Source organism: Oceanicella actignis, assembly GCF_008124525.1.
GTDB lineage: Bacteria > Pseudomonadota > Alphaproteobacteria > Rhodobacterales > Rhodobacteraceae > Oceanicella > Oceanicella actignis.
The window spans coordinates 1-20,876 of record NZ_VNHJ01000015.1 but is presented as its reverse complement, the minus strand read 5'-3'; the positions used below and the strand labels follow the sequence as shown (position 1 = coordinate 20,876).

17 protein-coding genes and 1 tRNA gene are annotated in these 20,876 nt (G+C 70.9%); 2 read left to right on the top strand and 16 right to left on the bottom strand.

Going from position 1 to position 20,876, the window contains the following annotated elements; translation table 11 throughout:
* Positions 1-255: 255 nt before the first annotated feature.
* The 3 genes from LY05_RS14550 to LY05_RS14540 all read right to left on the bottom strand — a co-directional run bounded on the left by LY05_RS14550 (position 256) and on the right by LY05_RS14540 (position 2,270).
* The gene (locus LY05_RS14550) at positions 256-1,284 is read right to left on the bottom strand and encodes a hypothetical protein (RefSeq protein ID WP_148923640.1); all 1,029 of its coding nucleotides are present in this window, start codon (positions 1,282-1,284) and stop codon (positions 256-258) included.
* Between the two features lie 197 nt (positions 1,285-1,481).
* On the bottom strand, positions 1,482-1,649 hold the full coding sequence (locus tag LY05_RS14545) for a YdcH family protein (RefSeq protein WP_148923639.1): 168 nt from the start codon (positions 1,647-1,649) through the stop codon (positions 1,482-1,484).
* 545 nt (positions 1,650-2,194) lie between these two features.
* Positions 2,195-2,270 (bottom strand) — tRNA-Lys (locus tag LY05_RS14540).
* Between the two features lie 123 nt (positions 2,271-2,393).
* Between LY05_RS14540 and LY05_RS14535 the strand changes: the two genes are divergently transcribed.
* Positions 2,394-3,956, top strand: coding sequence for a class I adenylate-forming enzyme family protein (locus LY05_RS14535; protein WP_170259023.1), 1,563 nt, complete (start codon positions 2,394-2,396; stop codon positions 3,954-3,956).
* Complete coding sequence (locus LY05_RS14530) at positions 3,953-5,299, top strand: 8-oxoguanine deaminase (RefSeq protein ID WP_148923637.1); 1,347 nt, start codon at positions 3,953-3,955, stop codon at positions 5,297-5,299. The genes LY05_RS14535 and LY05_RS14530 overlap by 4 nt, the downstream gene beginning before the upstream one ends.
* Before the next feature lie 376 nt (positions 5,300-5,675).
* Here LY05_RS14530 and LY05_RS14525 read toward each other — a convergent pair whose 3' ends face one another.
* The 13 genes from LY05_RS14525 to LY05_RS14465 form a co-directional block, all read right to left on the bottom strand.
* Positions 5,676-6,371 carry an ABC transporter ATP-binding protein gene (locus LY05_RS14525; protein WP_072747837.1) on the bottom strand — a complete coding sequence of 232 codons (696 nt, stop codon included), beginning with the start codon at positions 6,369-6,371 and terminating at the stop codon, positions 5,676-5,678.
* Positions 6,371-7,141: an ABC transporter ATP-binding protein gene (locus LY05_RS14520; protein ID WP_072747836.1), complete on the bottom strand. Its 771-nt coding sequence runs from the start codon at positions 7,139-7,141 to the stop codon at positions 6,371-6,373. The genes LY05_RS14525 and LY05_RS14520 overlap by 1 nt, the downstream gene beginning before the upstream one ends.
* Entirely contained in the window at positions 7,138-8,424 is a 1,287-nt protein-coding gene (locus LY05_RS14515; RefSeq protein WP_072747835.1) for a branched-chain amino acid ABC transporter permease, read from the bottom strand. Before LY05_RS14515 ends, LY05_RS14520 begins: the two co-directional genes overlap by 4 nt.
* Positions 8,421-9,377: a branched-chain amino acid ABC transporter permease gene (locus LY05_RS14510; protein WP_148923636.1), complete on the bottom strand. Its 957-nt coding sequence runs from the start codon at positions 9,375-9,377 to the stop codon at positions 8,421-8,423. The genes LY05_RS14515 and LY05_RS14510 overlap by 4 nt, the downstream gene beginning before the upstream one ends.
* A gap of 109 nt (positions 9,378-9,486) precedes the next feature.
* Positions 9,487-10,731, bottom strand: a complete 1,245-nt coding sequence (locus LY05_RS14505; protein WP_148923635.1) for a branched-chain amino acid ABC transporter substrate-binding protein — start codon at positions 10,729-10,731, stop codon at positions 9,487-9,489.
* An 80-nt stretch (positions 10,732-10,811) separates the two neighbouring features.
* The gene (locus tag LY05_RS14500; protein WP_148923634.1) at positions 10,812-12,827 is read right to left on the bottom strand and encodes a putative bifunctional diguanylate cyclase/phosphodiesterase; all 2,016 of its coding nucleotides are present in this window, start codon (positions 12,825-12,827) and stop codon (positions 10,812-10,814) included.
* Positions 12,828-12,878: 51 nt separating this feature from the next.
* Positions 12,879-15,029, bottom strand: coding sequence for a 3'-5' exonuclease (locus tag LY05_RS14495; protein WP_148923633.1), 2,151 nt, complete (start codon positions 15,027-15,029; stop codon positions 12,879-12,881).
* Positions 15,022-15,789 (bottom strand): response regulator transcription factor, encoded by a 768-nt coding sequence (locus LY05_RS15615; RefSeq protein WP_148923632.1) that lies wholly within the window; start codon positions 15,787-15,789, stop codon positions 15,022-15,024. The genes LY05_RS14495 and LY05_RS15615 overlap by 8 nt, the downstream gene beginning before the upstream one ends.
* Positions 15,790-15,819: 30 nt before the next feature.
* Positions 15,820-16,338, bottom strand: a complete 519-nt coding sequence (locus LY05_RS14485; protein ID WP_072747830.1) for a hypothetical protein — start codon at positions 16,336-16,338, stop codon at positions 15,820-15,822.
* A 9-nt stretch (positions 16,339-16,347) separates the two neighbouring features.
* Complete coding sequence (locus LY05_RS14480; RefSeq protein WP_148923631.1) at positions 16,348-18,219, bottom strand: putative nucleotidyltransferase substrate binding domain-containing protein; 1,872 nt, start codon at positions 18,217-18,219, stop codon at positions 16,348-16,350.
* Between the two features lie 127 nt (positions 18,220-18,346).
* Positions 18,347-20,119 (bottom strand): sodium:solute symporter family protein, encoded by a 1,773-nt coding sequence (locus LY05_RS14475; RefSeq protein WP_148923630.1) that lies wholly within the window; start codon positions 20,117-20,119, stop codon positions 18,347-18,349.
* A gap of 10 nt (positions 20,120-20,129) precedes the next feature.
* Positions 20,130-20,384, bottom strand: coding sequence for a DUF4212 domain-containing protein (locus LY05_RS14470; RefSeq protein ID WP_072747827.1), 255 nt, complete (start codon positions 20,382-20,384; stop codon positions 20,130-20,132).
* A 168-nt stretch (positions 20,385-20,552) separates the two neighbouring features.
* Positions 20,553-20,876, bottom strand: a 324-nt coding sequence (locus tag LY05_RS14465; RefSeq protein WP_428842409.1) for an AMP-binding enzyme, incomplete at its 5' end; no start/stop codon positions are given.

The following is a 20,876-nucleotide window of genomic DNA, read 5'->3' as shown; positions in this document are numbered from 1 at the left end:
TGTCCAGGCCATCGTGCACTCCATCTCGTCTCGCAAACGGACGGAATCACAACCTGCTGAGATCGCTCAACTCTTTTCGGGTTCGGCTCTTAGAACGAGCCAACCTTGCACTCAAGGCATGGATGACGTCCAACTTTCTTGATCGGGTTTTGATCGCGCTGCGCGCGAGGTCGAATTCTCGAAAGAATATTTATGGAAATCAACGCTCTGGATTGTTCTGCGATCTTGATCGGGTTTTGACCGGTGCCGCGCGCGTCACCGCCACGTGTCGGGAAAGCTCATGGAGAGCGCGACCCGCCGGCACAGCTCACGGAGCCGTTCGAAACGCGCCTCATGGAAGGAAAATTCATCGCGGGCGTCGCGGGATATCATGCATTGCAGCATGACGATGTGGCCCTCCAGGAACAGCATGTAGCCGGCCACGCGGTTGGCGATTTTCTGGTCGAGAACGGCGGATTCGCCTTCCGACACCATGTACAACCCGGGTTGGCGGTCGAGCGTGACGGCTTTGCCCTCGCGCAGGCGGAACCCATCAGGAAGCATGTCCGTCCAGTCACCCGCCGCAACGAAGGCGTCGATATCGTCAGCGGTCACCCTCTCATTGAAGGTTCGAACTTGCAGAAGAATGGACATGTCGCCGGTGCCGCCCTGGCTTGTCCACATCTGGACGATGTGGGGACGGTTACCCTCGTCCTGCATCCAGGACAACGGGAACGACAGGGAGACAGACAGACCAAGGGACTTCGGATGACCACGGCTCGAAAACTCCCCAGACCAGGTCGCCATTTCGAGATCGGGGCGCTCTGCATACTGCACCCAGAGGAGCGTCCGCAGGATCTCGGGGTTCATGTTGCCACCGATACGCGCCCTCACCTCGTCCAGAAATTTCCGAAGATCGGCGGGGGACTGTTGCCCCAGCGGGTCGCTGAACTGCCGTTCCAGTTGGCTGACAAGCTGTTGCAATGCGCCAGGTCTTAATGCGCCATGGAGGGCCCAGGCCAGTCGCTGGGTCGGAAAGCCATACCGGACCTCGAACGCGTTCCGCAGCGCATTCGCCTCGTAGGCCATGTCCGGGTACGTCTTGCCGATCGCGTCAAGCGACCAGGCCTGACTGAGGACGAACCCGTAAGCCATCGCGAGCTGGCGGATCGAGATGTCGTTCAAGACGATATGGCGAGGATCGAGCGAAGTGACCAGCTTACCCTGGGCATGGGCCGGAAGAGCCAATGCAAGAACAAGGAGAAGCGCTGCGCAGGGGCGCGTCAGGGCAGGATGGAAAAGCATCGTGGCACTCGGATCAGGAGTTTCACGGCAGTGGTTGGCCGGTTTAGATTAGACCGAACCGGACTGTAGCGACAAGCGCCGAGGTCCGGCGGGGTCGTCGAGCGCCCCGCCTACGGCGAATCACCCTCTAATTGAGTCAGTATTGGCACTCACACGCACAGGTTTCAGTCATGACTGAAACGCGCCGCGGCGCCCGGCTACTGCGTCTCGATCGCAGCGATTTCCTGCTTGAGCGCGAGCTTTTGCTTTTTCAAATCAACGATATGGAGGCGGTCCATTCCTGGCGCGCGCTCGGCGCGTTCGATCGCATCGGACAGTTCGGCGTGGCGGCGGCGCCGGGCACCAAGGCGTTCTGTAACGGACATTGCATTCTCCATGAGCAACACACACGGTCAAGGAGAGCGCATTTTTCGGGACTTGTCATCAGAACTGTGGCAGGGGAGGCGGTCCTCGGACCGAAGGCAGGGACTGCGCCGCAACCCGAAAGCCTTTCTCTTCGGCCGGACCGGCCAACATGCACAACGTCGGACAGCCAGCAGAGGATCACGACGGATGAATGATGCCCGCGCCGCGCTCGATGCCGCCCGCCGGGAGGGCAAGACTCCCGAGGCTTGCGTCGCAGCGGCCCTTGCCAAGGGCCCGCCGCTTGCCGTCTGCGAAGCGCTGCAGGATCGGGAACTGACGGAATCACAACCTGCTGAGATCGCTCAACTCTTTTCGGGTTCGGCTCTAACACCTCGGGGATTTCCGGCTTAACACCTCGTGGATCTTTCCGGCTTAACACTCGGAGGCGTCGAAAAAGATCCGGATCTTTTGGCGTTAAGAGTTGGCATATATATGATGTGCCACAACAGCCATAACCCACCAATATATGGGTTTAGCTTTCTGAGTTTAACATTTTCGTCCTTTCTGGTGAGCCCGGCAGGATTCGAACCTGCGACCCACTGATTAAAAGTCAGTTGCTCTACCAACTGAGCTACGGGCCCACGGGCGCCTTCCTAAGGCCGGCGCCCGGCCAGGTCAAGCCCGGGCGCCGCGCCCTCTTTCGCGCCCGGGCGCCGGCGGCTAACCTGCGCCGCGCCGCCGCAGGAAACCCGCCGGAGATCGCCGTGAACCCAGCCAACTGGCTTGTCCGCACCGCGCAGATCGCGCCCGAGGCGCCCGCCCTGATGATCGGCGAGACGCCGCGCGGCGACTACGCCGCCTTCGCCCGCGCCGCGGCCGGCATCGGCGCGGCCCTGCGCGCAAGGGGCGTCGCGCCGGGCGAGCGGGCGGCGCTGTTCATGCCCAACCGGATCGAGTTCCTCGAGGCGCTCTACGGCATCTGGTTCGCCGGCGCCGTCGCCGCCCCGATCAACGCGCGCCTTCACCCGCGCGAGGCGGCGTGGATCCTGGAGCATTGCGGCGCGCGGCTGGTCTTCGCCGCGCCGCAGACCGCCGCCGCGCTGCGCGAGGCGATCGGCCCCGGCGGCCCCGAGATCGTCGACGTCGCCGAGGACGCCTTCGCCGCCATGCGCAAGGCGCCGCCCCTGCCCGCGCCCGCGCCCATGACCGCCGAGGACCCCGCCTGGCTTTTCTACACCTCGGGCACCACCGGCCGGCCCAAGGGGGTCGTCATCCACGCCGGCGCCCTCATGGCCATGACGCTGAGCTACTTCGCCGATGTGGACGAGGTGCGCCCCGGCGACGCCGCGCTCTACGCCGCGCCCATGTCGCATGGCGCCGGGCTCTACAACTTCATGCACGTGATCCGGGGGGCGCGCCATGTCGTGCCGCCCTCGGGCGGGTTCGACGCGGACGAGATCCTGGACCTGACGCCGCGGCTTGGCGACGTGCACATGTTCGCCGCCCCGACCATGGTCCGCCGCCTGGTCGACCGCGCCCGCGCGCGCGGCCTGCGCGGCGAGGGGCTGCGCACCGTGGTCTATGGCGGCGGCCCCATGTATCTGGCCGACATCGAAGAGGCCGTCGCCGTGATGGGCCCGCGATTCGTGCAGATCTACGGCCAGGGCGAGTGCCCCATGTGCATCACGGCCCTGTCGCGCCGGCATGTGGCCGACCGCGCGCATCCGCGCTGGCGCGCGCGGCTGGCCTCGGTCGGGCGGGCGCAGAGCGCGACCGAGATCCGCATCGCCGGCCCCGACGGCGCGCCCCTGCCCCCCGGCCGCGTCGGCGAGATCGAGGTGCGCGGCCCGGCGGTGATGCGCGGCTACTGGAACGCCCCCGAGGCGACCGCCCGCGCGCTGCGCGACGGCTGGCTGCGCACGGGCGACGTGGGCGCGCTGGACGAAGAGGGCTTCCTGACGCTGCACGACCGCTCGAAGGACGTGGTGATCTCGGGCGGCAGCAACATCTACCCGCGCGAGGTCGAAGAGGTGCTGCTGCAGCACCCCGCCGTGCACGAGGCCGCCTGCGTCGGCCGCCCCCACCCCGAATGGGGCGAAGAGCTGGTCGCCTTCGTCTGCCCCGCCCCGGGCGCCGCCCCCGACCCCGCCGAGCTCGAGGCGCTGTGCCTGTCGCGCATCGCCCGCTACAAGCGCCCGCGCGCCTGGTTCGCGCTGCCCGAGCTGCCCAAGAACAACTACGGCAAGGTGCTCAAGACCGAGCTGCGCCGGATGCTGGCCGAAGGGCGCCCCCGCCCGCTGGAGGCGCCGCAGGGGGACGAGGCATGAGCGCGCTGCTGATCCGCGGCGCGCTGCGCCTTGTGTGCATGGACGCCGCCCGGCGCGAGCTGCCCGACGCCTGGCTCCTGATCGAGGACGGCGTCGTCGCCGCCATCGGCCAGGGGCCGGCGCCCGCCGCCGCGCGCACGCTGGACGCCTCGGGCTGCGTGGTCACGCCGGCGCTGGTCAACACCCATCACCACCTGTTCCAGACGCTGACGCGCGCCGTTCCCGCGGCGCAGCATGCGACGCTGTTCGGATGGCTGCGGGCGCTTTACCCGATCTGGGGCCGCATGCGCCCCGAGGACGTGACCCTGGCCGCCGCCGTCGGCCTGGCCGAGCTGGCGCTGAGCGGCTGCGGAACCTGCGCCGATCATCACTACCTGTTTCCCGACGGCGTGCGCCTTGAAGACGTGATCGAGGCCGCCGGCATGATCGGCCTGCGCCTGCACGCCGCGCGCGGCGCCATGAGCCTGGGCGAAAGCGCCGGCGGCCTGCCGCCCGACGCGCTGGTCGAGCGCGAGCGCGACATCCTCAAGGATTTCGAGCGCGTCGTCGCCGCCTTCCACGACCCCGCGCCCGGCGCCATGACGCGGGTCGCGCTGGCGCCGTGCTCGCCCTTCTCGGTCTCGGAGGGGCTGATGCGCGACGCCGCGATCCTGGCGCGGGAAAAGGGCGTGCGGCTGCACACCCACCTGGCCGAGAACGCGCAGGACGTGGCCTTTTCGCTGGAACGCTTCGGGCTGCGGCCGGGCCCCTGGGCCGAATCGCTGGGCTGGACGGGCGAGGACGTCTGGCACGCCCATTGCGTGCGCCTCGACGCGGACGAGATCGCGCTCTTCGCCCGCACCGGAACGGCGGTGGCGCATTGCCCGTGCTCGAACTGCCGGCTGGGGGCGGGAATCGCGCCGGTGCGGGCGATGCTGGCGGCGGGCGTGACGGTGGGGCTGGGGGTCGACGGCTCGGCCAGCAACGACGCCGGCGCGCTGCTGGCCGAGGCGCGGCAGGCGATGCTGCTGCAGCGCGCCGCCGGCGGCCCCGACGCGCTGAGCGCGCGCGCCGCGCTTGAAATGGCGACGCTGGGCGGCGCGCGGGCGCTGGGCCGCGCGGCCGAGCTGGGCGCCCTGGCGCCGGGAATGCGCGCCGACGTCGCCGTGTGGGACATGTCGGGCCTGGAATGCGCTGGCGCCTGGGATCCGACGGCGGCGCTGGCGCTGTGCCCGCCGCGGCGCGTGCGCGACCTGATCGTGGAAGGGCGCGAGGTGGTGCGCGACGGCCGCCTGACCCGCGTCGACGAGCGCGCGCTGAGCGAACGCGCCGCCGCCGCGGCCCGCCGCCTTGCCCAGGGCTGACGCCGCCGCGCCCGGCCATCGGCCTTGCGCGGATGGGCGCGAAGGCGCGGACCCCATGACGCTGGCGAGGCTGGCCGCGCCGCAGGGCGCGGCTTTGCGGGCGGCGCGGGCCAGGCGCTGCAGCGGCCGCGCGGATGCGGCGGCGACGGGCGACGCGGCGCCCTCCGGCGAGCGGCGCCGCCTGACCGCCCGCGCGCCCGGGACGCCGCGCCATGGCCCGGCCCCGCCCCATGCGCGCCCGCGACCGGCGCAAGCGCCCGGCCGCCGCGCCGGGAGCCGTCAAACGCAGCTCGGTCGGAGGGGGGAACCGTCAGGCGCCGCTCGGCCCGCGCGGGCAACCGGCACGCCTCGCCCGGGCCGCGTCGGGCCGCGGGCGTCAGACCTCGAGCCACTCCTTGCGCACGTCGGCGCGCGCGCGCAGATCGTCCGGCGTGCCCTCGAACACCACCTGACCATGCCCCATCACATAGACCCGGTCGGCGATGTCGAGCGCGATGGCCAGCTTCTGCTCGACCAGCAGGATCGAAACGCCGCGGCGCGAGATCTCGTTCAAGAGATCGGCCACGCGCTGCGTCATCTGCGGCGACAGACCCTCGGTCGGCTCGTCGATCATGATGACCTCGGGATCGCCCATCAGCGTGCGGCACATGGTCAGCATCTGCTGCTCGCCGCCCGACAGAACCGCCGCGTCCACGTCGGCGCGGTTGCGCAGGTTGGGGAACAGCTCGAACATGTCCTCCATGGTCCAGCGGCCGCCCTTCTGCCCCGGCTTGACGCCAAGATTCAGGTTCTGCCGCGTGGTCAGCCCGGCGAAGATGTCGCGGTTCTCGGGGACATAGCCCACGCCCATGCGCGCGATCTCGAACGAGCGCCGCCCCGCCAGCTCCTGATCCTTGAAGCGGATCGACCCCTCGAGGGCGACCTGCCCCATCACGGCCTTGCAGGTGGTCGAACGCCCGACCCCGTTGCGCCCCAGAAGGGCGACGATCTCGCCCCTGGCGATGTCCATGTTCACGCCGTGAAGGACGTGGCTCTTGCCGTAATAGGCGTGAAGATCGCGGATCTGCAGCATCAGCCCGCCGCCTCCTCTTTCTCGAGCACGGCGCCCAGATAGGCCCGCTGCACCTCGGGATTGCCGCGCACCTCCTCGGGGCGGCCGGTGGCGATGATCTGCCCGTAGACCAGCACCGAGATGCGGTCGGCCAGGCCGAACACCACGCCCATGTCATGCTCGACCATCACCAGCGAGCGCCCCTCGGTCACCTTGCGGATCAGATCGACGATGTAGTCGGTCTCGGAATGGCTCATGCCGGCGGTCGGCTCGTCCAGCATGATGACGTCGGCGCCGCCGCCGATCGTCACCCCGATCTCGAGCGCGCGCTGCTCGGCATAGGACAGAAGCCCCGCCGGCACGTCGCGCCGGGCGGCCAGGTTGATCTCTTCCATGATGCGCTCGGCGCCCTCGTTGAGCGCGCGTTGCCGCCCGACCATGTGCCAGAACGAGTAGCGATAGCCCTGGGCCCAGAGCAGCGCGCAGCGCAGGTTCTCGAACACCGTCATGCGCGGGAAGATGTTCGTGATCTGGAACGAGCGGCTCAGCCCGCGGCGGTTGATCTCGTAGGGCGCAAGGCCGCCGATCTCTTCGCCGTGCAGCCGGATAGAGCCCGAGCTGGGCGCGAAGCGGCCGGTGATCAGGTTGAACAGCGTGGACTTGCCCGCGCCGTTCGGCCCGATGATCGCGTGCCGCTCGCCGCGCGCGACCGTCAGATCGATGCCGCGGATGATCTTCGCGGCGCCGAAATTCTTGGTCAGGCCGCTGATCTCGAGTGCGGGAACGCTCATTTCGCGCCTCCTTGGGCAATGCGGTTCGCCTCGTCCCAGGCCGCGCGCATGGCCGGCGCGCCCCGGGCGGCAAGGAACAGCCCCCCGGCCGCCGCGGCGGCCGCCGCGATCCATGGCGCGGCCGAGTGGGTGTCGAAGGTGATCCAGAACAAGGTCATCGCCTCGTCGCCCGGGGCTGCGGTGCGCAGATGGTGGAACATCTCGAACAGCGCCGCGACGCCCGCCGCGCCGATCGCGCCGGGGATCAGCACGCGCGCATAGGGCCCCGCCAGGCTGCCCAGCCGCCCCGCGCGCATGGCCGGCCCGTGCATGGCGATCAGCCCCGCAAGCCCCTGCGGGAAGAACATCACCGTCGCCACGAACAGGATGCCGACGTAAAGCTGCCAGATCTCGGTCTGAAGGCTCAGCACCGATTGCAGCAGCGTGAACACGACCGCGCCGACCACCGGCCCGACGAAATACCCCGTACCCCCCAGGAAGGTGACCAGCAGGATCATGCCCGAGGTGGCCAGGTTCAGGTTCTCTTCGGTCAGGATCTCGTAGTTGATCGCGAACAACCCGCCCGCCACGCCGGCGAAGAAGCCCGAGGCCACGAAGCTGCCGTAGCGCACCCAGCGCGCCGAATAGCCCAGGAACTCGGCCCGCTCGGGATTGTCGCGCACCGCGTTCGCCATGCGCCCCAGCGGGGTGAGCGAGAACAGATACATCCCCAGCGCCGAAAGCAGCAGCCAGAAGGCGATCAGGTAGTAGACGTCCTCGGGGTGCAGGAACTCCATGCCCAGAAAGGGCGCCACGGTGCGGTCGCCGCTCACGCCCTCCTCGCCGCCGAAGAAGGCGACGATGATGACCGAGCACGCCGCCACCAGCTCGCCCACGCCCAGCGAGATCATGGCGAAGACCGTGCCCGCCCGGCGCGTCGAGAACAGCCCGATCAGCGCCGCCATCAGCATCGCGAACAGCCCCGCGATGAGCGGCAGGAAGGGCAGCGGCAGCGTCAGCTCGTATTCCTCGATCCAGTTGAGCACATGCATGGCGAAGAAGCCGCCAAGGCCCATGTAGACCGCATGGCCGAAGCTCAGCATCCCCGCCTGCCCCAGCAGCATGTTGTAGCTGAGCGCGAAGACGATCGTGATCGCCATCTGGTTCATGATGGTGACCGATGAGGGCGAGCCGAAAAGCATCGGCAACACGCCCAGAAGCAGCGCGGCCAGGATCCACGGGCCCGCGGCGCCCAGCGCCCCGCGGCCGGCGACGGAACGGTCGGTGTTGCTCAAGCTGGTCATGCGTCACGATTCCCGAACAGGCCGTAGGGGCGGAACACCAGGACCAGCACCATCAGCAGATAGGGCAGGATCGGCCCGACCTGCGGCAGCGACAGGGTCCAGATGTCTCGCAGAAGGCTTTCCGAAAGATCGGCGGGCGGCTCGATCCCGAGCGCGCCGAGCAGGTCGGCCATGCCGATGTTGTAGGAGGCGGCGAAGGTGGTCAGCCACCCGATCAGAAGCGACGCGACCAGCGCGCCCCACAGGCTGCCCAGCCCGCCGACGACGATGGTCACGAACACGATCGAGCCCAGCACGACCGCCATGCCGGGGAAGGTGCCCAGCACCGGCCCCGCGATCACCCCGGCCACGCCCGCCAGCGCCGAGCCGACGCCGAACACGCCCATGAACACCAGCGGCACGTTGTGGCCCAGCGCCTCGACCGTGTCGGGATGCGTCAGCGCCGCCTGGATCACCATGCCCACCCGCGTGCGCGTCAGGATCAGCAAGAGCGCGATGAAGATCGCCGCCGCCACCGCGATCATGAAGATCTTGTAGGCCGCGATCTCGTAGTCGGCGATCGAGAACAGGGCGAACTGCAGCGATTCGGGCGCGTTGTATTCCACGTGCCCCTTGCCCCAGACGAACTGCACGACCTCCTCGATCAGCAGCGCCAGGCCGAAGGTGAAGATCAGCTCGGCAACATGGCCGTATTTGTGCACCCGCCGCAGGCCGTAGCGCTCGACCGCCGCGCCCACCAGCCCGACCAGGACCGGAGCGATGAACAGCGCCGGCCAGAAGCCGATGTAGCGGCTGATCTGATAGGCGAAATAGGCGCCCAGCATGTAGAAGCTGGCGTGAGCGAAGTTCAGAACGCCCATCATCGAGAAGATGAGCGTCAACCCGCTCGAGAGCATGAACAGCAGCAGGCCCGTGACGAGCCCGTCGATCATCGTGACGAGGATCAGATCCATCGGTCGGCTTTCCCGGCGTCGTTTGAAGGAGGGCGCGCGCGCCGCGCCCGGCGCGCGCGGCGCCCGGCGCGATCCGCCGGCCCGACGACGCGGACCGGCGGCGCAAGCGTCACGGACGCTTCATCTTGCAGGTGGTCGGCGCGTCCATCGACGCCATCTTCACCGTGCTTTCGACGACCAGGCCGTAGCCGGAATTGTCGAAGTCGAAGGTCACGCCCTCGTTGGTGTGGACGAGGATGTGCACGTCCTGGATCAGCTGATGATCCTGCGGGCGCATGAACAGCTTGCCGCCCCACAGGCTGTCATGCTCCATGCCCTCGAGCGCCTTGCCCACGGCGACCACGTCCTCGGCCGAGCCGGCCTGCTCGATCGCCCTGGCCAGCATCTCGATCACGTTGGCGATGCGGGTCTGCGAGAGGTTGCCGTCGGGATACTTCTCCTTGAAGGCGCGGGCGTATTCCACGACCCGATCGCTCGGCGGCGGGTTCAGCTGGCCTTCGGACACAAGCCGCAGGATGCCCTTGCCGCTTTCGCCGAAGGCGGCGGTGATGCCGTCGGCCGCGGCGTAATAGGTGTAGATCGGCCCCTTGAAGCCGGCCTCGATGATCGCCTTGCCAAGGCCCAGCATGTCCGCGCCCCAGTTGCCGGTGATCACCGCGTCTGCGCCCGAGGCGATGATCTTGCGCGCATAGGGCGTGAAGTCCTTCACCTTGCCGATCGGGTGCAGCTCGTTGCCCACGATCTCGATGTCGGGGCGCTTTTCGGCCAGGAAGCGCTGGGCGGCGGCGGCCACGGCCTTGCCGAAGCTGTAGTCCTGACCGATCACATAGACCTTCTTGATGGCGTCGTTCTGCTTGATGACGTCGGTCAGCGCGTCCATCTTAATGTCGGCGTTGGCGTCGAAGCGGAAGTGCCAGAAGTTGCACTTGTCGTTCGTCAGCGCCGGATCGACCGCCGAGTAGTTCAGGAACAGCACCCGCTTGTCGGGGTTGCGCTTGTTGTGCTTCTCGATCGCCTCGGTGAGCGCGTTGGCCACGCCGGACGAGTTGCCCTGCACGATGTAGCGGATGCCCTGGTCGATCGCCACCTGCAGCTGGATCAGCGATTCCTTGGGGCTGATCTTGTTGTCGAAGGGCACGATCTCGAACTTGCGCCCGCCAAGGACGCCGCCCTTCTCGTTGACGAGCTTTTCGGCCGCGAACTCGAACTGGTGCAGGCCGTTGGTTCCGGTCGAGGCGAAGGGGCCCGACAGCGGATCGATGAAGGCGATGCGGACATTGTCGGCCGCCGTCGCCGCGCCGGCGGCAAGGCCGGCGAAAGCCGCGAAGGCGGCTTGACGCATGAAGCTGCGCATGAGCGAATTCCTCCCGATGGTTAAGGCGGCTTGAACCGCTCTTGATTGTGCGGAACATCGTTCCACTATTTTTCGGGATGTCAAGCGTCCTCGGGCGCCGAACCGCCCCCCGCGGCGCCGGTTCCGTTCGCCGCGGCCGCGCCGGCGAAGGCCGCGAAGTCGCCGGCCTCGAGCGGGGGCGACCACAGATAGCCCTGCCCCACCCGCGCGCCCATGCGCAGCAGCGCGGCGGCCTGCGCCGGCGTCTCGACCCCTTCGGCGACGCAGCGCAGCCCCATTTCGCGCGCGATCTCGAGCGAGGCGGCGACGATGGCGCGATCCGCCCCGGGTTCGGTGACGCCCTGGACGAAGCCGCGGTCGATCTTGATCTCGGACACCGGAAGGCGCTTGAGGTGACTGAGCGCCGCATGCCCCGTGCCGAAATCGTCCAGCGCCAGCTCGAAGCCCATCTCGACCAGCGCGTCCAGCGTCATCGCCGCCAGGTCGGCCCCCGCCCCCAGGGCGCAGCCTTCGGTGATCTCCAGAACCAGATCGCGCGGCGCGATCCCGCCCGAGGCCAGACGCTCGAGCCGGCCGACGAGCGCCTCGGGGGCGGCGAGGTCGTCGGGGTGAAGGTTCACGGCGATCGGCCCGGTCGCGATCCCCTGGGCGCGCCATGCGCGCAGATCGCGCGCGACCCGGTCGAACACGAAATCGGAAACGCGCTCGAGCAGGCCCCGGCGCGACGCGACCGACAGAAGAACGTCGGGCCCGACGGGGCCAAGCTCGGGATCCGTCCAGCGCAAAAGCGCCTCGGCGCCCACGAGCCGCCCCGTGCGCAGGTCGCATTTGGGCTGGTAGACCATGCGCAGGCCGCCCTCGGCCAGGGCGCGGCGCAGAGCGCGCTCCATGCGTTCGTCGCGGGCCGCGCGTTCGCGCAGCGCATGGGCGTAGATGCAGGCCCGGCCGCGCGCCGTGCTCTTCGCCTCGTGCAGCGCCATCTCGGCGCTGGCCATCAGCTCCTCGGCATCGGCGGCATCGGCTGGAAAGCGCGCGATTCCCACGCTTGCGGCCAGATGGGCCACCGCATCGGGACCGATGCGCAGCGGCCTGGCCAGGTCCTGCGCAAGGCGCCCCGCCAGGCGCGACGCCGCCGCGGCGTCGCCCGTGCGCAACAGAACGGCGAACTCGTCGCCCCCCAGACGCGCGATCAGCGCGCCGTCCTCGCAGGCATGCGCGATTCGCGCGGCCGCCTCGCGAAGCGCCGCGTCGCCGGCGCGATGCCCGTGAAGCTCGTTGACCAGACGAAAGCGGTCCAGATTGACCAGCAGAAGGCTGGCGGGCCCATCGGCGCGGCGCAGCGCCGCGCGCAGGCGCATCTCGAAGGCGGTGCGGTTGGGCAGGCCCGTCACCTGGTCGTCGAAGGCCAGACGGCGGATGCGCTCGTTCGCCCGGCTCAGCTCGGCCAGGCTTCGGCGCATCGCCGCAACCGAACCCTCCATCGCATGCGCGGTTCTGGCCATGTAGCGCGACGTCTGGATCAGGTAGGCCCAGAAGGGCGGCGCCAGCAGGGCGACCGGCCAGAGCACCGCGGGCTCGCGCCCCAGCGAGGCGGCGGCAATGGCGCCCAGAACGAGCCCCGTGTAGCACAGCACGCTGATGGGGATCCGGTGCAGCATCAAGCCGCCGCCCGCCGCCGCGCCCGCGGCCAGGACAAGGGCCAGCGTCTCGACCGGCCGGGGAAGGCCGCGCCCCACCGCCAGCGTCACGAGCATGGTCCAGGGGGCGGCGAAGAGCACCGCCATCGCCGCCAGCTTGCGCACCCCGCGCCGGCTGATGCGCCGGTTCGCCGGCGCGTTCGCCCACAAGCGGCGCTCGCGCCGGGAATGGGCCCAGAGCCAGGCGCAGAGAAGGCCGACGGCGACGGTCCAGGCGGCAAGTTCGGGGCCGGGCGCCTTGCCGATCGAGGCGATGGCGAAGGTCAGCGCCATGAAGCCCGCCGCCGCCGCGCCGAAGGGCGAGGCGTCGAGCACGCTGCGCACGTCCTGGACGGTGGGCCGGCGCAGCGCCTCGATCAGCAGCCGCAGCCAGGCCTTGCGCATCCTTTTCGCCAACATCGAATCACCCCGTGACGGCACTCGCCCGGCGGGCAGTGTCGCGAAGGGGAGTTAAGGGTTGGTTCTTGCTGCGTTCTTCGGCGCATAGGCCGCTTGGGCGCGGCGGATGTCGGCGATGCGCTGCGAGGCGGCGCGCAGCTCGCCCAGCGTGCGCACGCCCGCCCTTTCCAGCAGCGGGATCGCGCGCAGATAGATCTCGGCCGTGGCCATGGCGTCGCCGAGCGCAGTGTGGCGCCTTTCGGGCGGGATCCGCACGTCGAATCGCTCGGCCAGGGCGTCGAGCGTGTGCAAGGCGCTGTGCGGGTCGAGGATGGTCGAGATCAGCACCGTGTCGATGGCCGGATTGTCGAAGCGCCGACCGATGCGCGGCTCGACCGCGCGCAGAAAGGCGATGTCGAAGGGCGCGTTGTGCGCGACCAGCGCCGCGTCCTCGACCCAGTCGTGAAAGCGCAGCGCCACCTCCTCGACGGGCGGCGCGTCGGCCACCATCGCGTCGTCGATGCCGTGGATGCGCGTCGCGGCCGCCGGAATCGGGCGCGAGGGGCGCGCCAGGCGCTCGAACGTCTCGCCGCGCAAGAGCCGTCCGTTGACGATGCGCACCCCGGCGATCTGCACGATCTCGTCCCGCGCCGGGTTCAGGCCCGTGGTCTCGGTGTCGAACACGACGCAGTCGAGCCGGCGCAGGGGCGTGTCGTCCTGCGGCGCGGGGGCGGCGCGGGCCATCAGGTCGAAGTCGTAGAACTCAGGCCGGTCGAGCGCGTCGCGCGGGGTTTGGGACGGCGCGGCGGCGGGCAGCGGCAGGCGCAGCGCCCATTCGCCGCCCTCGCGCGCGGGCCACATCTGCGTGCGCAGCCGATCGAGCGCCTCGGCCCCCGTCAGCGCCCCGGCGCCCAGGTCGATCGGCTCGGCCAGGAGCTCGGCCAGGTCCGAATCGGTCAGCGGCGGGCCGCTCCAGCGGATCTCGAGCCGCAGCCAGGCGCGCCCCGGCCGGGCGCTCAGCCGCACCCGCCCCACGCCGCGCAGCGCCAGCCGGCGCAGCGCCAGCTCGAGCACGCGCACGATGGCCAGCGCATCGCAGCTGACCACGCCCTCGGCGGCGGCGATCTCGATCTCGGGGCGCTCGGGCGCGGGGCGGTCCTGGATGCGCCGGCGCAGCGCCTCGAACAGGTCCGCGACGGCGACGGGCGCCACGGGCCAATGCGCGCTCATCGCCTCGCGGCTTTCGCGGCTGAGGGCGCGCAGACGTTCGGCCAGCGTCGCGGCCTGGGCGCGCAGCTCGGCCGTCAGACGCGCGCGCGCCCCCTCGTCGCGCGCGCCGGCGGCGGCCTCGGACAGCGCCTCGACATTCGCCGCCGCCCGGCGCACCCCCTCGAGGGCATCGCCCAGAAGGCGTTCGCGCGCAAGCTCGGCGGCCATCTGGGCGGTGACGTCGCGCAAGGTCAGGATGTAGCCGCGCGGCGCCCCGTCGGGCCCCCGCGCCAGCGCCGCCCGCCCCTGCAACAGCGCGCCGCCGCGCGCCGTCTCGCACAGCACCGGGGCGCCGTCGGCCTCGGGGCGGGCGCGCAGGGCGGCCAGCGCGTGCTCGATGGGTTCGATGCGCACCATCCGCGCCAGGCTGCGGCCGAGGCCGACCTCCTCGACATCGGGCAAGAGCGCCAGCGCGCGCCGGTTGTAGAGCATCACGCGATGGTCGAGCGTGCAGATGAGCACCGCCTCGGGCAGGTTCGCCAGCACCAGCTCGAGCTGTTCGCGGCGCGCATCCAGCTCGCGCGTGCGGCGCGCCACCTCTTCGGACACGTCGCCGCGCAGCCTGCCCAGCGCCTCGGTCAGCTCGGCCGCGGCGGGGGCCAGCTCGCCCAGCCAGCGCGCCGCTTCGGGGTCGACGGGGGTCGCGACGGGGGCGTGCGCGCGGCGGCGAAGCGCCGAGGCGAGCTCTTGCAGCGGGCGGGCCACATGCTCGTCAAAGCGCAGCCAGGTCCAGGCGAGCGCCGCCCACATCAGCGACAGCGCCGCCACGCCGCCCGCCGCCAGGGCCGAGAGCGCCGCCGCGTCGCGCGCCGCCTCGGGCAGGCGCCGCCAGGTCAGAGCGCCCCCCGCCGCCAGCGCCCCGGCCGCCGCCGCGGCCAGAAGGGCGAAGAACAGGAACACCCGCAGCCTGAGGCTCCAGCGCCGCGGGTCGGGCAGGCGCGGGCGCTCAGCCATCGCCGGCGCTCGGCCGCGGCGCGCGCGCGCCTTCGCGCGGGCCGTCCGGGGCGCGATCCCGGGCGGCTCCCTCGGGCGCCTTTGCGGCGGGGCCCGGGGCGGGGCTGGCGAGGTCGGGACTCGCGGCGCCGGGGTCTGGGACGCCGGGGACTGGGGCGCCGGGTTTGGCGGCGCCGTTCGCGCCGGGCTTGAGCGCGCCGGGATTCCCGCCTGGGCCCGCGCCGGGGCGCTGGGCCGGGTTCGGGTCCGGGTTCGGGTCCGGGTTCGGGTCTGGGTTCGGGGCGGGGTCGGGGTCGTCCGGGCCCGCGGCGCCGGGGCCCTCGTCGGCGTCCATGCCGAGGCTCGGGCCCGGGGCGGGATGCGCGCCCGGCCCGGCGTCGGGCGCACCGCCCCCGCGGCCCGTCAGCGCGCGCACCCGCTCCATCAGCTCACGGGTCGAGAACGGCTTTTCGAAGAAGTCGTCGGCGCCCAGCTCGCGGCTTTTCTCGGCCTCATGCGCGCCGCCCTTGGCGGTCAGGATCACGATCTTCACCCCCGCCATGGCCGGATCGGCGCGCAGGGCCTGGCACACGTCGTAGCCCGTGCGCCCGGGCAGCATGACGTCGAGCAGCACCAGGTCTGGGCGGCGGGCGGCGGCGGCCTCGAGCGCCGCGGGGCCGGTCGCGGCGCGGGTCACCTCGAAACCCGCCTCGCTCAGAAGGAATTCCAGCGCGAGCGCGATGCTGTCCTCGTCCTCGACGATCAGAACATGGGCGGACATGGCGTTCCTCCTGCGTCGCGGCCGGCAGGCTCAGCCGCCGGCGGGCGCGCACAGCGCGCGCATGAGCGGATCGGACGGATCCGCCGGCCGCCAGGGCGGATCGAGCGGCATCCCGTCCGGGCCGAACGGCGTGTCGGCCAGATCGGCGCGGCGCGCGCCGGGGCAATCGACGATCAAGGGCAGCGCCACGGTCGGCATGGCCCGCCCCATCAGATAGCCCTGCGCCAGCTTGAGGCCCGGCGCGTCGGGGCGCGTGCGCGCCCCCGCCGCGTCCACGGCGACGATCCGCGCCACGGGCGGAGCGAGCAGCGTCCAGGGCTTCCACCAGCGCCCCTCGCGCACCTCGCTCAGCACCACGGCGCCGGGCGGCAGCGCGGCCAGCGCGCGCGCGCGCCAGTCGTAGTCCCACCAGATCTGCGCGCCGATCATCGCCAGCCCCGCCGCCGCCGGCGTCGCCCAGCCCGGCAGGCCCAGCGCGCGGCGCAGCGCCATGACCACGCCCGCCGCGCCCAGCCCCGCGGTCACGATGGCGATGAATTCGATCAGCATGGCGGCTCCTCAGCTCAGCGTCGCCGCGCCCTGCCCGAGCGCGGACTGCATGGTGCGCACGACCACGAAGGCGTCGCGCAGATGGCTGCGTTCAAGCTCGGACAGGCGCGAGGGGTCGAGAAAGTTGTCGGGCTTCTCGCCCGCCCGCACCTGCTCGGCCTGATGGCGCAGGCGGGTCTCGGCGATCAGGTCGTAGGCGTCGAGCAGGTCCGCTCCGCCCGCGGCCGAGACCGCGCCGCGCGCGCGCGCCTCTTCCAGCCGCTCGCGCGTGTTGACCGCCTCGATCTCGGCGCGCAGGGCGTAGATGCGGCCCAGATCGACCACCGGAACGACGCCGTTCAGCTTCAGGTCGATGCGGTTGCGATGCTCGCCCGAGCGGATCAGCGCCAGGCCGCGGAACATGCCCAGCGGGACCGAGTGCTTGAGCGCGTTCGAGACCATGTGCGCGATGAAGATCGAGTTCGCGCGCGCGGCCTTGAGCGTGCGCGCGTGCAGCCCCTCGAACAACGAGAAATCGCCGCCGATGGGGCGCAGGTCGAACATGACCGAGGCCAGCATCTGCGCCTCGGGGTCGGGGCGCGCGATCCAGCCGTCGAAATAGCGCCGCCACGTCGCCAGGGGCTGGCGCCAGCGCGGGTTGACGGCCATCATCTCGCCCGGGCACAGGACGTAGCCGCAGGCGGCCAGCCCGTCGCAGACGAAACGCGCCAGGCGCGAGAAATACGCGTCGTGCTCGGGGCGCGCGTCGTCGTGAAGGATCAGGCAGTTGTCCTGATCGGACACGCCCGTCTGCTCGCGCCGGCCCTGCGAGCCGCAGGCCAGCCACAGATACGGAACCGGCGGCGGGCCCAGCCGCTTTTCCGCCAGCAGCAGCAGCTGGCGCGCGGCCGCGTCGGCGACGTCGGTGACCAGGCGCGTGACGACCTGGTGGCGCGCGCCCGCCCCCACCAGCTGCGCCAGCAGGCGCGGCGTGCGCGCCACCACCCGCGCGATGGCGTCGACGTCGTCGCGCCCGGCGATCTCGGCCACCATCGAGGGCGCGCTCACCGCCTGCCAGCGCACAAGGTCGGTCTGGGTGAGAATCCCCAGGATCCGCCCATGGCGCGTCACGGGCAGATGGCCCACGCGCCGCTCGGCCATGAGCAAAAGCGCCGCCAGCGCAGGCTCGTCGGGGCCCATGGAAACGGGGTCGGGCGTCATGGCCGCGCGCACGGGCGCCTCGGGGCCCAGCCCCTCGGCCACCACGCGCGCGGTCATGTCGCGGGCGGTGAGGATGCCGACCAGCCGGCCCGCATCCTCCACCAGCAGGCACGAGACGCCGCGCGCGCGCATGATCCGCGCCGCCTCGCGCACGGCGTCCTCGGGGCCGACGCAGGCGGGCTCTGGGGTCATCAGCTCGGCCACCCGCAGCGCGGCCAGATCGCCCGCCTCGGCGGCCTGCGCCCCGCGGCGCGGCGCGCCACGGTCGTAGAAGCGGGCGAAGGCGGGGCTGTCGCGCAGCAGGCGGGCGAAGGCGTCCGCGGGCAGCACGATCAGCGTCGCGGGCGTCAGCGCGCGCGCGCCCGTCGCCGCGCGGCCGTCGCGCAGAAGGCCGCGCTCGCCGAAGGCGTTGCCCGGTCCCAGCACCGAAACCGGCGCGCCTGCGGGGTCGGTGATCTCGACCCGCCCCGCCTCGATGAGGAAAAGCCCCGGCAGCGCGTCGCCGGGGCGGCAGATGATCTGATCGGCCTCGACCCGGCGCAGGGCGCACTGCTCGGCCAGGCGCGCGCGCTCGTCGGGGTCGAGCGCATCGTAGGGATGGCGCGCGGACAGATGCGCCAGGATGCGCGCGACCTCGTCGGGGCGCGCCTCGGGCGCGGCGTCGTCCGTGCGGTCGGTCATGGCTCGGCTCCCTTGCCTCGCGGCCCGGACCGCTTCGCGCGGCCCGGATCGCGCGCCGCCGCGCCCCTGCCTTCGGGAGCGGCGGCGCCGTCGCGCGGCCCCGGAACGGAGCCGCGCGCGGCCTTGCTCAGTGGTGGGCCGTCGCCGCGCCGGCCCCGCGGGGCACGCGCACGCTCTCGACCAGCTCGCGGATCTCGGCCGGCGGCTCCTCGGTCGCGTTCGAGACCAGGATCGCCACCGCGAAGTTCAGCATCGCGCCCACCGCGCCGATGCTGAGCGGCGAGATGCCGAGGATCCAGCCCTCGGGCGTGTCGGGCAGCATCGCCGTGCCGGGGATGAACAGCCACCCCTTGTAGGCGAAGATGTAGACCAGCGTGAAGACCAGCCCCGAGAGCATGCCCCACACCGCGCCCTTGTTGTTCACGCGCTTGGAGAAGATCCCCATCATCAGCGCCGGGAACAGCGAGGCCGCCGCGATGCCGAAGGCCAGCGCCACGGTCTGCGCCGCGAAGCCCGGCGGGTTGAGCCCGAGCCACGTCGCCACGCCGATCGACACCGCCATGGCGATGCGCGCCGAAAGCAGCTCGCCCTTTTCCGAGATGCCGGGGTTGATCGCGCCCTTGATCAGGTCATGCGAGACCGCCGACGAGATCGCCAGCAACAGCCCCGCCGCCGTCGACAGCGCCGCCGCCAGACCGCCCGCCGCCACCAGCGCGATGACCCAGCCGGGCAGCTGCGCGATCTCGGGGTTGGCCAGCACCAGGATGTCGCGGTTCACGCTCAGCTCCGAGCCCTTCCAGCCCATCGCCTCGGCCTTGGCGGCGAAATCGGCGTTCTTGTCGTTGTACCACTGGATCTTGCCGTCGCCGTTGCGGTCCTCGAACTTGAGCAGGCCGGTGACCTCCCAGTTGCGCATCCATTCGGGGCGGGCGTCGTAGTCGATGGGCTGGGTCAGATCGCCGCCCTTGTAGACGGTGGTGATCAGGTTCAGACGCGCCATCGCGCCCACCGCCGGCGCGGTCAGGTAAAGCAGGGCGATGAACACCAGCGCCCAGCCCGCCGACCAGCGCGCATCCGCAACCCGCGGCACGGTGAAGAAGCGGATGATCACATGCGGCAGCCCCGCCGTGCCGATCATCAGCGACAGCGTGAACAGCACCATGTTGAAGGTGTTGGTGTGGTGGCCGGTGTAGGAGTTGAAGCCCAGCTCGGTCACCAGCTGGTCCAGCTTGGCCAAGAGCGGCATGCCCGATTCCACATGCGTGCCGAACAGCCCCAGCGGCGGCAGCGCATTGCCCGTCAGCTGCAGCGAGATGAACACCGCCGGAATCGTGTAGGCCAGGATCAGCACGCAATACTGCGCCACCTGCGTGTAGGTCACCCCCTTCATCCCGCCCAGAACGGCGTAGAAGAAGACGATGCCCGCGCCGATGAACAGGCCCGTGTCCTTGTCCACCTCGAGAAAGCGCGAGAAGGCCACGCCCACGCCCGTCATCTGCCCGATGACGTAGGTCACCGAGGCGATGATCAGGCACGCCACCGCGACCATGCGCGCCGTGGGGCTGTAGAAGCGGTCGCCGATGAACTCGGGCACGGTGAACTTGCCGAACTTGCGCAGGTAAGGCGCCAGCAGCAGCGCCAGCAGCACGTAGCCGCCGGTCCAGCCCATGAGGAAGGTCGAGTTGTCATACCCCACGAAGGCGATCAGGCCGGCCATCGAGATGAACGAGGCCGCCGACATCCAGTCCGCCGCCGTGGCCATGCCGTTGGTGATCGGGTGAACGCCGCGCCCGGCGGCGTAGAATTCCGAGGTCGAGCCCGCCCGGGCCCAGATCGCGATGCCCATGTAAAGCGCGAAGGTCGCGCCGACGACAAGCAGGTTCAGGGTGTATTGGTCCATGGTCGCCTCCTCACTCCTCGTCCACGCCGTGCTGCCGGTCGAGCGCGTTCATGCGCCAGGCGTAGAAGAAGATCAGCGCAAGAAACACCAGGATCGAGCCTTGCTGGGCGAACCAGAAGCCCAGATCGGCGCCGCCGACGCGGATCCCCGAAAGCAGGGGCCGCAGCACGATGCCGAAGCCGAAGCTGACAAGGGCCCAGATGATCAGGCACCAGGTCACGAGCCGTATGTTGGCTCGCCAATAGGCGTTGTTGTCGTCGGACATGACTTCCTCCCTCTGTCATGCGCGCGCCGCACGCGGCGCGGGATGCGGTTCGTTTTTGCCCGCGCGCCGGTCGGGCGGCGCGGGGGCTGATGCGGGGGGCCGGCGCGCGGATGCGCTCGGCCCCGGGCGGCGCGCCCCGGCGGGTTCGCCGCGCGGGGCGGCGGGCGGTCAGGTTGCGGCGCGGTTGCGGATCAGCTCCTCGACCACCGACGGATCGGCCAGCGTCGAGGTGTCGCCCAGCGCGCCGGTCTCGTTCTCGGCGATCTTGCGCAGGATGCGCCGCATGATCTTGCCCGAGCGCGTCTTGGGCAGACCCGGCGCCCACTGGATCACGTCCGGCGTCGCGATCGGGCCGATCTCCTGACGCACCCAGTTGCGCAGCTCGGCCTTGAGCGCGTCGTCATAGGCCTCGCCCTCCATCAGCGTGACGTAGCAGTAGATCCCCTGCCCCTTCACGTCATGCGGGAAGCCCACCACCGCCGCCTCGGCCAC